At 50.5% G+C, this 12,479-nt stretch carries 13 protein-coding genes and 1 riboswitch; of the genes, 6 read left to right on the forward strand and 7 right to left on the reverse strand.

Annotation, left to right across the window (positions count from 1 at the left end; genetic code table 11):
- Positions 1-135 precede the first annotated feature (135 nt).
- Entirely contained in the window at positions 136-1,329 is a 1,194-nt protein-coding gene (locus tag ACSZLD_RS01625) for an MDR family MFS transporter (protein WP_444684044.1), read from the reverse strand.
- Positions 1,330-1,470: 141 nt separating this feature from the next.
- On the opposite strand from ACSZLD_RS01625, the gene ACSZLD_RS01630 reads away from it, so the two are divergent.
- The 3 genes from ACSZLD_RS01630 to mnmM are packed head-to-tail and all read left to right on the forward strand — an operon-like array spanning position 1,471 to position 4,016.
- The gene (locus tag ACSZLD_RS01630; RefSeq protein WP_444684045.1) at positions 1,471-2,493 is read left to right on the forward strand and encodes a threonine aldolase family protein; all 1,023 of its coding nucleotides are present in this window, start codon (positions 1,471-1,473) and stop codon (positions 2,491-2,493) included.
- A complete protein-coding gene (mnmL, locus tag ACSZLD_RS01635) occupies positions 2,466-3,449 on the forward strand; it encodes a tRNA modification radical SAM protein MnmL/YtqA (protein WP_444684046.1) in 984 nt (327 codons plus the stop codon). Before ACSZLD_RS01630 ends, mnmL begins: the two co-directional genes overlap by 28 nt.
- Before the next feature lie 3 nt (positions 3,450-3,452).
- Positions 3,453-4,016: a tRNA 5-(aminomethyl)-2-thiouridylate-methyltransferase MnmM gene (gene mnmM / locus ACSZLD_RS01640; protein WP_377910214.1), complete on the forward strand. Its 564-nt coding sequence runs from the start codon at positions 3,453-3,455 to the stop codon at positions 4,014-4,016.
- On the opposite strand, the gene ACSZLD_RS01645 is transcribed toward mnmM, so the two are convergent.
- Positions 3,976-4,794 (reverse strand): alpha/beta fold hydrolase, encoded by an 819-nt coding sequence (locus tag ACSZLD_RS01645; RefSeq protein WP_444684047.1) that lies wholly within the window; start codon positions 4,792-4,794, stop codon positions 3,976-3,978. The genes mnmM and ACSZLD_RS01645 overlap by 41 nt on opposite strands.
- Positions 4,795-4,940: 146 nt before the next feature.
- Between ACSZLD_RS01645 and ACSZLD_RS01650 the strand changes: the two genes are divergently transcribed.
- Positions 4,941-5,498, forward strand: coding sequence for a gamma carbonic anhydrase (locus ACSZLD_RS01650; protein WP_377910216.1), 558 nt, complete (start codon positions 4,941-4,943; stop codon positions 5,496-5,498).
- A 3-nt stretch (positions 5,499-5,501) separates the two neighbouring features.
- Positions 5,502-5,711, forward strand: coding sequence for a tautomerase family protein (locus tag ACSZLD_RS01655; protein WP_168005214.1), 210 nt, complete (start codon positions 5,502-5,504; stop codon positions 5,709-5,711).
- Between the two features lie 88 nt (positions 5,712-5,799).
- Here ACSZLD_RS01655 and ACSZLD_RS01660 read toward each other — a convergent pair whose 3' ends face one another.
- Positions 5,800-6,117, reverse strand: coding sequence for a CC/Se motif family (seleno)protein (locus tag ACSZLD_RS01660; protein ID WP_377910217.1), 318 nt, complete (start codon positions 6,115-6,117; stop codon positions 5,800-5,802).
- Between the two features lie 260 nt (positions 6,118-6,377).
- Complete coding sequence (gene metK, locus ACSZLD_RS01665; RefSeq protein ID WP_444684048.1) at positions 6,378-7,589, reverse strand: methionine adenosyltransferase; 1,212 nt, start codon at positions 7,587-7,589, stop codon at positions 6,378-6,380.
- Between the two features lie 131 nt (positions 7,590-7,720).
- A riboswitch (SAM riboswitch) is annotated at positions 7,721-7,839 on the reverse strand.
- A 221-nt stretch (positions 7,840-8,060) separates the two neighbouring features.
- Between metK and pckA the strand changes: the two genes are divergently transcribed.
- The gene (gene pckA, locus ACSZLD_RS01670) at positions 8,061-9,638 is read left to right on the forward strand and encodes a phosphoenolpyruvate carboxykinase (ATP) (RefSeq protein ID WP_444684049.1); all 1,578 of its coding nucleotides are present in this window, start codon (positions 8,061-8,063) and stop codon (positions 9,636-9,638) included.
- Between the two features lie 58 nt (positions 9,639-9,696).
- Here the strand turns inward: pckA and ytkD are convergent, their stop codons facing one another.
- The 3 genes from ytkD to cls are packed head-to-tail and all read right to left on the reverse strand — an operon-like array spanning position 9,697 to position 12,292.
- A complete protein-coding gene (gene ytkD / locus ACSZLD_RS01675; protein ID WP_377910222.1) occupies positions 9,697-10,188 on the reverse strand; it encodes an RNA deprotection pyrophosphohydrolase in 492 nt (163 codons plus the stop codon).
- The gene (gene mobA / locus ACSZLD_RS01680; RefSeq protein WP_444684050.1) at positions 10,181-10,810 is read right to left on the reverse strand and encodes a molybdenum cofactor guanylyltransferase; all 630 of its coding nucleotides are present in this window, start codon (positions 10,808-10,810) and stop codon (positions 10,181-10,183) included. Before mobA ends, ytkD begins: the two co-directional genes overlap by 8 nt.
- A gap of 21 nt (positions 10,811-10,831) precedes the next feature.
- The gene (cls, locus tag ACSZLD_RS01685; protein WP_444684051.1) at positions 10,832-12,292 is read right to left on the reverse strand and encodes a cardiolipin synthase; all 1,461 of its coding nucleotides are present in this window, start codon (positions 12,290-12,292) and stop codon (positions 10,832-10,834) included.
- Positions 12,293-12,479: the final 187 nt, after the last annotated feature.

The raw sequence follows: 12,479 nt of genomic DNA on the forward strand, positions 1-12,479 counted from the left end.
GCTTTTGCCGCCTACCTGCCAAAGAGTTCCGGGCCATCTTGCCGGCGGTCGTGGAGCAGGCTGCCGATGCCCTTCCAGACTTCACTGTCTATAGACGTGTATCGATACCATTGTATGCACCACTTCCCGCGTGTGTCAAGCGTTGTCGCGGGTAAAGCGAATGTGCGGAACGCCTTTATCGAATACGGCCGTCATGACGAACGGAATGATGAACAAGGCAGTAATAACAAGAAACAGCACCTGCATCCCAAACAGATCAGCCATGATTCCTCCAAACAGCGGACCGATCAGCCTTCCCCCAGTCGCAATGCTGTTGACAATTCCTTGATAAAAACCGGCCTTTCCTTCCGGTGCGAGCTGGTGGGCAATCGTCGGCACAGCAGGCCACACAAACATTTCACCAATCGTTAAAATAACCATCGCAGCTACAAAACCAGTATAAACATCCGTCTGGGAGAGCAGGAAAAATGCACCCATGAAGATCAATAAACCGGTATAAATCTGGGCTTTCAGCGAATGTACCCAGCGGTTGATAAAAAACTTGATCAATGGCTGGCAAAAAATAATCATCGCGCCGTTTATCGTCCACAGCAGGCTGTAATAAGGAAGCGCGATGCCAATGTCCTGCGTGTAAGCAGCGATGGTAGACGCCCACTGCGCGTAGGCAATCCAGCAAATAAGAAAGCCGGCACATAAAAGAGCAAGCGCACGGAACCTCCGCTTGTGCTCCAGTTTTTCAGCCTGTTCAAATACGTTGGACGCAGAGGCTGCCTGTCCGCCTCCCTGCAGCTGCCTTATGTAGATGATCGCCAGCATAAGAAAAATAACGTACAAAACGCCGTTTCCAAAAAACACAAAGTCGAACCGGAAGCTTGCCAGCAGTCCTCCAAGCGCAGAACCTAGAGCAACTCCGACATTTTGTGACACGTACATCGCATTAAATGGCCTTCTGCCTCCTTCCGGCCAAACCGATCCTGCTAAGGCATACATACACGGTATCATCATTCCCCCGCCAAATCCGAGAAAGACAAGACAGATGATGTAAGCCGTAAGAGACGTGTGCAGCACGGCCAGACCAAATGCAGCGGTCATGGCAATCAGTACACCGGCGATGATCGTTCGAAATCCGCCAATCAGATCGAAGAGACGTCCCCCAATCAAATTTCCTGTGACGCCAGCCATCGCATTCAGTGTCAGCACAGATCCAGCTACCGTCAGCGATTGCCCGAGCTCCTGAGACATATAAATCGTATTTAGCGGCCAAATAAAAGATGCCCCGGTGATGTTAATCGCCATGCCGATTACCAGAATCCAGATTGCTTTTGGCACCGTGTCACCTCCCGCACTCTTATTTATTCGTTAGACACCCAAAATAAATGGTAGCTTATTCCACTGCTTCGGGCAACCTTTTCCATCCCGTCTTCCCGTGATAAGATTACGGCAGACATTGATGAAAGGCGTGACGGACTAATGATGATCGATCTCCGCAGTGACACTGTTACAAAACCAACCGATACAATGCGGCAGCTGATGGCCTATGCAGCTGTCGGAGATGACGTATATGAAGAAGATCCTACTGTTAATGAACTGGAATCTTATGCAGCTAAGCTTCTCGGAAAAGAAGCAGCCTTATTTACAACGAGCGGCACACAGGGGAACCAGGCCGCTCTGCTGACCCACACGGTGCCCGGCCAGGAGGTGCTGATGGATGACGAGGCGCACGTATTTATTTATGAAGGGGCAGCGATCTCTGCGTTCGCCGGTGCTCAATCCCGCACGCTCCCTCATCAAGGCGGTCAAATTGCCTTGGATGTGCTGAAAAAGTCGGTCCGCTCTGATGATATTCATTACCCGGAAACCGGTCTGATCTGGCTGGAGAACACCCATAACCGCGGAGGGGGAACGTATTTGCCAGAAGCGTATCTGCAGGAAGTCCGGGCAATCGCCGATCAGGCTGGTATTCCGGTCCATATGGACGGAGCCAGGCTGTTTAACGCAGCAGAAGCCTCTGGAATGAGTGCCGCCCACATTGCTTCGTTTACGGACAGCGTTCAGTTTTGTCTGTCCAAAGGACTTGGAGCTCCTGTCGGTTCCATGCTCGCCGGCAGTACATCCTTTATTAGGACTGCGCGCAAGAAGCGGAAGATGCTCGGCGGCGGAATGCGTCAGGCGGGTGTGATTGCAGCACCAGCTCTACATGCTCTGAAGGAGCACCGGGCGCTCTTAAAGCACGACCATGAGCACGCCCGTCTTTTGGCAGAAGCGATTCAGTCGTCTACCGATTTGACCATCCGTCACAATGTACAGACGAATATTGTAGTTGCAGATACCGACACCTCCAAATACAGCGCGGAGGAATGGGTTCAGCTGCTGGATCAGGAAGGAATCCGCATCATTCAGTATAAGCCGGAGGCACTCCGCTTTACGACGAACAGTGATGTTTCAAGAGAAGAGGTGGAAACCGTATGCCGCAAGCTGGCCAGCATCCAGTAAGTTCCTCTGTTCCAGCTCATTTTGGTGAGAAACGGTATTACCCGTGGAACAGGCAGCTTCAGGAACACTTCGGCCGCAAGGTGATGAAAATCACGCTGGACGGCGGTTTCGACTGTCCGAATCGTGATGGCACCGTAGCCTATGGAGGCTGTACGTTCTGCAGCCAGCGCGGCTCCGGTGATTTTGCCGGAAAGCGCGGAGATGATCTCGTCGACCAATTTTACGACCGCAAGTCTGTCATGGAGCGAAAGTGGAGCGGTGGCGCCTGTATGGCTTACTTTCAAGCCTTTACGAATACGCACGCACCGCTGGATGAATTAAAGGAAAAATACGAGGCCCTGCTCAAGCTTCCCGAAACAAAAGCACTCTCCATCGCGACCCGCCCTGACTGTCTTCCAGACGATGTAGTCGAGTATCTGGCCGAACTGAACGAGCGTACCTATTTGTGGGTCGAGCTCGGGCTGCAAAGTGCGTTCGACGAAACCGGCGAGCGCATCAACCGAGCACATGACTTTGCCTGTTTTCAGGAAGGAGTGCGAAAGCTCCGTAAGCACGGGATCCGCGTCTGTGTTCATTTGATTAACGGTCTTCCCGGCGAAACACATGAGATGATGGTGCGCTCTGCAGAAGCGGTCTCCGCCTTGGACATACAGGGGATGAAAATTCACCTGCTCCACCTGCTGAAAAAAACGCCAATGGTCAAACAATTTGAACAGGGCGAGGTCCAGCTGCTTGGGCAGGAAGCATACATTCAAATTGTCTGTGATCAGCTGGAGCGGATCCGCAGTTCTATTTCCATTCACCGCCTCACAGGGGACGGACCGGCCGAGCTGCTTATCGGCCCGATGTGGAGTTCGCATAAATGGGCAGCATTAAATGGAATTGATGCAGAGCTTCGCACCCGTCAGACGTGGCAGGGCATCTATGCAAAACCTTTGCAGGAAGGGAGGTCATAAGGAATGGAAAACGTGCTGCAGTATGCTAAAACATTGGCCGCAGAAGTCCTTCCTGAAGATGGCATTGCGGTTGATGCCACCACAGGCAACGGCCACGATACGGTCTTTCTCGCCAGACTCGCGCCGAAGGGTACCGTCTACAGCTTCGATGTTCAGAAACAGGCGCTCGACAGCTGCCGTAATAAGCTGGAGCTGGAACAGCTTCAGGCAGAATTGATTCACGATGGTCATGAACATGCGGCTCGCTATGTAAGGGAAGAAGGCATACATGCCGTGATGTTTAACCTGGGCTACCTTCCCGGAGGCCCTAAGGACGTTACCACTACCGCAGAGACAACGATTACGGCTGTTTCATTCTTCTTAGAAAAGCTGCTTCCGGGAGGCAGGATCATTCTGGTTATCTATCACGGCCATCAGGAAGGCAAAGCAGAAAAGGGAGAGCTGCTTCCATTTCTGCAGTCTCTCCCTCAGCATGCTTATCAAGTGTTGCAATACGGATTTATCAATCAGGCAAACGATCCGCCATTCATTTGCGCGATCGAGAAGCGGCGCCAGCGGAAAGGCTGAGCGTCGTTTTAATAAAGCCAGCCATATGTGCAAAGACGTCCTCCCGCTCCGGCTCATTCATGACTTCATGATACAGAGAAGGCCACTCCCGCCAATGCTTTTCCGATACATCGAGATTGTCAAACCAGCGCTTTACTGCCAGCCTGTCGACGATCCGGTCTGCTCCGCCTTGAGCGGTGTAAACGGGAATCTGCGGCATGACGCCTGTCGTCCGGTGCGCCTCTTCCATCGCCTTCAGCAGTTCCCGATACCATCGGGCGCTGACTTTTTTGACGAGCAGTTCATCTCCCTCATCTCTCGACCGCATTCCTTCTTCGCGCGTGCCGGATCCCGGTTCCAATCCGTTTGGGAACATTGTTTTCGGCGCTGTAAGATTCAACAAAGCCGCCGCTCCTTTCTTCCATACCGATGGATGCTGCACGAGTCCGAAGCACGGCGACGATAACAGCAGCATGTCCGGACGCGGTACTGACTGTTTACGCACAACAGTTGACGCAATCAGCCCGCCCATACTGTGTCCGAATAAAAGCAGCGGTCCTTCGCGCCTTTTTGCCTCTTTTATCCATGCTGTCACGGTATCCACATATTCCTGAAAGCTGTCAATATGGCCGCGAGGACCGGGTGTCGTGCCCTGTCCGGGAAGATCCCCCATGATCACATCGAATCCAATATCATTAAAGCGGCGGATCAGCCAATCATAGCGACGATGATATTCCCCCGCTCCGTGTACAATCACTACCGTTCCTTCCGCATTCTGATCCGTTTCCCATGTCCACATTCCTGCTGTCACTCCTTGATACGGTCGCTGCCGCAGTTGGTATTTTCTTCATCTTCGCTTTTTCTGACTTCCGCGTCAACAAAGAAGCTGTGCATCCCGGCTGTAAGTAAGGTACGATAAAGAAAATGATGGAAGGAGAGGAAGCCGTGATACATTATCCGTATGAAGGAAAAACACCAGACGTTCATGCCGGCGCCTATATTGCCGAAAACGCAGTCATTACTGGCGATGTGAAGATTCATGATGGTGCAAGCATTTGGTATCATACAGTGATCAGGGGCGATGTCGCTCCGACGATCATCGAACGAAACGTCAATATCCAGGATCAAAGCCTGCTTCATCAAAGTCCAGGGCTGCCGCTGCATATTCATGAAGGCGTCACCGTCGGCCACCAATGTATGCTGCACTCTTGCATAATTGAAAAAAACGCTCTGATTGGGATGGGAAGCACCGTTCTCGATGGAGCAGTCATCCGCGAAGGGGCTTTTATCGGCGCCGGCAGTCTCGTAACTCCAGGCACTGAAATTCCCCCTGGTAAGCTTGCACTTGGAAGACCTGCACGTGTCGTCCGTGATTTGACAGAAGAGGATCAGGCAGAAATGAAGCGGATTAGGGAAAGTTATGTGGAAAAAGGACGCACGTACAAAGCGATGCAGGAAAGCCGCTACCATCATTTCCCGGGAAATAGTCAGAGAGGAGATTGAACGATGCCATATGTAAACATTAAGGTAACGAAGGAACACGGCGGGTTAACGAAGGAACAAAAAGCAGATTTAATCGAGGGGGTAACCGGACTTCTAGAAGAGAAGCTGCAGAAAAACCCTGCTTCGACAGTGGTGATCATCGAGGAGATCGACATGGACAACTATGGACTCGGTGCCGAACAAATTTCAGAAAAACGAAAGCGGCAGTCGTAAAGCCGTTTCCGCACGCAAAAAAGCTGCCGGTTTCCTGATTGATTAGGCCGGCAGCTCTCTATTTGATTTCCATGACTGGCTCTCTCCTTCAGGCGGTGGTGGTTTTCTCGGTCATCAGCCGTTTCAAGCCCTTCACTTCCAAGTGCTGAAACGCTGTGTTTCCGGATAGATGAAGTTTAATCGTATCACGTTTTGGCTGTAAATCCTGATGAATATAAATGGTGCATCCTTCTACCTCATATTTAGCATAATGATCTTCCTTTGACGGCTCCTGAGGAATACAGTGAAAATCAACGAAAATTCGCTTGTTTTTGAACTCTCCCGGAAACGGAAAAACTTCTACCGTGCACGTCCCTCCCTGCTTTTGCAGCCATTCTCTTGTCCGCTTGTCAGCTTCAATCCTCATGATTGATTCCTCCTAATTACATCTAAGAAAACCCGCAGGCTCCAAGCGGTTGTAAGCCTGCAAAGTATCTTGTAACCCTCGCATTTCCTTTTTTATGGTACGTTAAAACGGGCAGTTTATGTGAAAATCTATGATTGTTTTTCTTTTCGCGTCTTCACAATAAGCAAGCGAAATTGTTGCGGTTTAATTCATACACCATTAGAAAAAAGCTGCACCGACGTCATATCGGTGCAGCGTTGATTCCTTTATTCTGCGGCTCATTATTTTCCGATGAGCTGCATCGCTTCTGCTTCCAGCGTTTCTGCTTTATCCGTTTTTTCCCACGGCAGTTCAATGTCTGTACGTCCAAAGTGGCCATAGGCAGCAGTTTGCTTGTAAATTGGACGGCGCAGATCCAGCATTTTAATAATGCCGGCCGGACGGAGGTCAAAGTTGTTCCGCACGACCTGGACAAGTACGTCTTCGGATACTTTTCCGGAATCAAACGTATCGATAGCGATGGAAACCGGCTGCGCTACGCCGATCGCATAGGCCAGCTGCACTTCACACTTATCGGCAAGTCCGGAAGCGACGATGTTTTTCGCCACATAGCGTGCGGCATAAGCCGCTGACCGGTCAACCTTCGTTGCGTCTTTTCCGGAGAACGCACCCCCGCCGTGTCTCGCATAGCCGCCGTACGTATCAACGATGATTTTACGTCCTGTCAGGCCTGCATCTCCCTGAGGCCCACCAATCACGAAGCGTCCTGTCGGATTGATGAAGTATTTCGTTTCTTCATCAAGCAGATCAGCTGAGACGACCGGTTTGATGACGTGCTCTGTCAGATCCTGTTTGATCTGCTCCAGCGTTATTTCAGGGTGATGCTGTGCGGAGATGACGATCGTATCTACCCGTAAAGGCTGCTGATTCTCATCGTATTCCACTGTAACCTGTACTTTCCCATCCGGTCGCAGATAGTCGACAATCTGTTCTTTTCGCACCTCTGTCAAGCGTCGAGCGAGCTTGTGAGAAAGGGAGATCGGCAGCGGCATCAGCTCCGGCGTCTGATTATCTGCATAGCCGAACATCAGCCCTTGGTCCCCTGCACCAATCGATTCAATTTCTTCATCTGTCATTTGACCTTCACGTGCTTCCAGTGCCTGGTCAACTCCGGCTGCAATATCAGCTGACTGTTCGTCAATGGACGTCAATACCGCACATGTTTCATAATCAAAGCCGTATTTTGCGCGTACATAGCCGATATCCTTCAGTGTTTCCCGCACAACTCGCGGAATGTCCACATAGGTAGACGTTGTAATTTCACCTGCAACGAGTACTAAACCGGTATTAACAGAAGTTTCACAGGCAACCCGAGCGTTCGGGTCGTGCGTCATAATTTCATCCAGAATAGAGTCTGAGATTTGATCACAGATTTTATCCGGGTGACCTTCCGTTACTGATTCTGATGTAAACAAACGTGTTTTTCCTGCCATGGTAGGAATCCTCCTCGAACAATATTACGGCACTCATTTTCCCAGCCATCAATCCCACAGATGAGGGCTGTCCGGTTACATAAACAAAAAACCTTCTCCGTTGAGGAGAAGGCTGTCTCGTTTCCTTTCACCTCTTATCGGTCAGAACACGATTCATGTGTTCTGCAGGTTGGCACCGTTCACCTTTTTTACTCAAGTGATGGTTGCCGGGCTTCGCAGGGCCTGTCCCTCCGCCAGCTCGGGATAAGAGTATCCGCTTTTGAGAATGATACCCAACATCGGTCCCAATGTCAACTGCCGGCTATCAGGAGTCACCATTATGTTCGAAGCTGTCCACTTCAGCTGTAAAGGTATGTACGTACACGTAAACAAATTTGATTGTAAAAATCTCTCCAAATCCATTGATTTCCTTAATTAGTATGTTATAAATAAAATATATGACATACTAATAGATGAGGGGGCGGATGATTGATGAGCATGATTTACGATGATCTCCGGCTTGCTTCCGTTTTGAAGCAAAAAAATGTACGAAAACAGCTTAGTGTATCGGCGCTGGTGGAAACTGCCATTAGAAAAGAAGAGGGGATGCTCTCAAGCTCGGGTGCATTTCGAGCCTTAACAGGTGAATTTACGGGACGGTCTCCTAAAGATCGGTTTATTGTAAAGGAAGCAGCGTCAACAGATGTGGACTGGAACGATATTAATCGTCCGGTAACGCCGGAGATTTTTGAAAAGCTGGAGCAGAAGGTGCTTGCTTATTTAGCCGAGCTGCCGGAGCTTTATGTCCGTGAAGCTGCTGCAGGTGCTGATGAGAATGCCAGACTCCCGATTACGGTCGTCAATGAGCTTGCCTGGCATCAGTTGTTTGCCATGCAGCTGTTCCTTCGTCCGGAAGAAATAGAGGGCGAAGCTTCCATGGAGCCATTCACTATCCTATCCGCCCCAGGGTTTCAGGCCGACCCCCATGTAGACGGCACGGAGTCAGAAGTATTCGTCATGATTTCATTCAGCCGCAGAAAGATTTTGATAGGCGGAACCGCGTACGCAGGGGAGATGAAAAAGTCGATCTTTTCTGTTATGAATTATTTGCTGCCGGAACTGAACGTGCTGCCGATGCACTGCTCGGCCAACGCCGATCATGAGGACCGTACCGCCTTGTTTTTCGGGCTTTCCGGTACTGGAAAAACGACGCTCTCTGCCGCCCCGGACCGGCTTCTGATCGGAGATGATGAACACGGTTGGTCAGACTCTGGTATTTTCAATATTGAGGGCGGGTGCTATGCAAAGTGTATCGGACTGGAACGTGAGAAAGAGCCTGAGATTTATCACGCCGTTACGTTCGGATCGGTACTGGAAAACGTTGTTCTGCAGGAGGATCGTTCTCCGGATTTCCACGACGGCTCCCTGACGGAAAACACGCGGGCAGCCTATCCGCTGACAGCTGTTCCGTCTGCTAAGCTACCAAGCACCGGCGGTCATCCTGATGTGATTTTGTTTCTTACAGCCGACGCAACCGGTGTTCTGCCTCCAATCAGCCGTCTGACACCTCAGCAGGCGATGTATCATTTCTTGTCCGGCTACACAAGCAAGCTGGCAGGCACTGAAAGAGGCGTCACCGTACCGCAGCCTGTTTTCTCGCCATGCTTCGGTGCCCCATTCCTGCCCCGCGAGGCTGCCTCATATGCGGAAATGCTCGGCGACCGTATGAAGAAGCATCGTACGGACGTCTACCTTGTGAATACGGGATGGACGGGCGGTCCTTGCGGCACTGGCCGGCGGATGGATTTGAAGTTTACCCGTGCTATGGTGAATGCAGCTGTCAAAGGTGACCTTGCCCGTACGGCTGTCATTACAGATCCTGTTTTTGGGCTTGATGTGCCGGCCAGCTGTCCGGGGGTTCCATCTGAAGTGCTTCAGCCGAGACTTGTTTGGGACAGCCTGGACGAATATGAACAGGCTGCGCTGGATCTTGCTGCAAAGTTCAAAGCAAATTTCACTCGATTCTCATCTACAACAGCTGACATTCTCCGCGGAGGACCAGTCGTATAGTGCAAAGAAGCCCGGGCCGCTGCAAACAGGCGGTCCGGGCTTCTTATGTGTGTTCCTGTCAGCTGGAAGCTGCGTTCAGAAAGCGCGCCTCAATTTCTTTCATACTGAGGGGAAGCACCTCATCTTTCATTATGAAGCTGTAGTTCTTTTTTTTCTTTGGCTGGTGCGGAAGGCGTTCCAGCAGCAGCGGTCCTTCGGTTTCAAAGTAGCTTTCTTTTTTCTCAAGTCGATCCACTTCTGCAAAATACACGTTCTTAATGACCGTTTCTGCTCTGCCTTCAACCATGTATTGCCCAACATAATGAAGCGTGGAAACGTGTCCGCCTGTCTCTTCATATACTTCTCTCACAGCCGCCTCGTCAGCCGATTCTCCAGGCTCCACTTTTCCGCCCGGGAACTCGATTCCTCTGGATGGATGCCTTGTCAGCAGCCAGCTGTCACGATAACGGCATACGACCCAGACATGTCTTGGATCGCCTGAAAACGGCGCGTTTTCTGTAGAATAGGTGACCGTATTTCGGTAGAAATCTTTAAACACATGTTCACTCATCTGTGACATCTCCTTCAGCCTCTGCCCGTCTGCGAATCCATTTGTATTCATCCGGCCTGTTCATGTTAAAAAAGGACTGGGTGATCGTTTCCTTTTTTATGCCTGCTTCCATCATATCGGCCTCAGATACAGTGTCAACTTTTATGCTGTCAAGCAGCGCTCCCATGGACCGTTTCTCTTCATCCAGGCATGCTGTCACCAGTGGAAGCAGCGAACAGCGGTAAGCTGCAAGCAGAGGCTGTCTTCTTCCATCCGCTTCCGGAACAACCGCATCCGCATTTGTCTTCGCTGCTCGCTGCACCAGCAGCTTCACGATGTCTTCGCTGATGAGCGGCATATCACATGCCGCAGCGATACACCAGACGGCCTGCGTTTGCTCCATTGCCGTTTCCAAACCCGCCAGAGGGCCTTCAAAAGGTCGTTTATCTGCAAAGACGGGAATGTCCAGCTCCTGCTTTAATGCGGCTTCATTAGCAATACAGAGCTGTTCATCTGTCACACGGAGCGAACGCAGTGTATGTGCAGCTGCAGACAAGCCATTAATACGGAGCAGCGCTTTATTTCCGCCCATCCGGCTTGACCGCCCGCCTGCAAGGAGAACTCCTGCTGTGTAAATCTGCATCGCTGTCCCCTCCTCTCATGGCTACAATATTGGACTCAATAATCCCGAAATACCCTCTTTTATTTTCACGCCGGCACTGCGCCGGTCGTACTCTTTTTTGGTTAGCATGCGGCATCGCTGTTTATCCGATTCAAATAATTCCTCCAGCGTCATCGCTGTATGGCTGTCGAACACGAGTGCATTGATTTCGAAATTAAGTCGAAAGCTTCGCGCATCCAGATTGGTTGTTCCGACAGTGGCAATTTCACTGTCCACCGTCATCATTTTCGCATGCAGAAATCCTTCTTCATATAAGTAAACATGAACCCCCTCATATTGAAGAAGCTCTCCAAGAAACAGCCTTGAGGCCCAAAACACAAATGGGTGATCCGGGACGCCTGGGATCATAATGTGCATCCTTACCCCGGACGTCACAGCCATTTTACAGGCATCCATAAAGCTTTTATCCGGAATAAAATACGGGGTCTGAATATAAATATCGTGTTCCGCGCTCATGATCATTTTAATCATCATGTTTTTTAAATGCTCTGTTTTTGAATTGGGCCCGCTCGTCACAATTTGCACAGGCTTCATGGAACGGACTTTGTGAGAAGCAAACGCAAACGATTCATCTTCCCGATGCTTCTTATCCCCTGCATACGTCCAGTCCAGAATAAAACGATCCTGAATCAAGGAGACAGCGTCCCCTTCCATGCGAAGGTGCGTGTCACGCCAGTAGCCGAACTTTTTGTCGATGCCCAGGTATTCGTTACCGACGTTAAATCCGCCGATGTAGCCGATTTTACCATCTATAATACAGACTTTCCGGTGGTTCCGGTTATTCATCCGCAGATTAACGGGACCGAAGATCGCAGGAAAAAAGATTCGCACCTCTCCGCCGTGCTCCAAAAGCACGTTGAAATCCTTCTCTTTTAGGCTTCTCGATCCGACGCCGTCATAAAGCAGGCGCACCTTCACACCAGCTGCAGCCCGTTCTTCCAGCCGGTCAAGCAGCCTCCGCCCGAGGGCGTCCCGCTGAATAATGTAGTATTGTATATTAATTTCAGACTGCGCATGCTCGATATCTGCGATCAGCTGGTCAAATTTTTGATGGCCGTCATGAAGAATCATTAAGCTGTTCGTCAGCCCGATGAGCGATTTCGGCGCTCGCAGATTCATCTCCATCAGCTGACGGTATTTATGTCGAACGGCTGGCGGCATTTCCATTTCGTCCTTCTCAAGCCGCTCCAGCTGGCCCTGAATTTGATGCGCATAATAGGTCTGCTCATCGACACTGAGGTTGTAAAAATTATCACTTTTCAGCTGCCGGCCAAGAAACAGGTAAATGATAAACCCAAGAATAGGCAGAAAGAACAGGACAAGCACCCAGGCCCACGTCGATCCCGCATCACGGCGTTCCACGAAGATGACAAAGCAGGCAAGCAGAATGTTCATTAAAATAACCGTGTTCAATGTCCACGCCAGCACAACGGTAACATCCATCCCGTTCCTCCCCTTTCGTTCTATCTGCTCTTCACTATCACACATATTGGAAACTGGCGCAACCAACTGCTGCGTCGGGCCTCCCGTATACGCTCCTATTCCCGGAAGGCCTTTTTCGTAAGCCGGCTGTATTCGATATTAACCGAATAAAAACGAGCAGACGGACGGAGGAGTTGCAGACTTCACA

This window comes from Alkalicoccus luteus (assembly GCF_052061695.1).
Lineage (GTDB): Bacteria > Bacillota > Bacilli > Bacillales > Salisediminibacteriaceae > Alkalicoccus > Alkalicoccus luteus.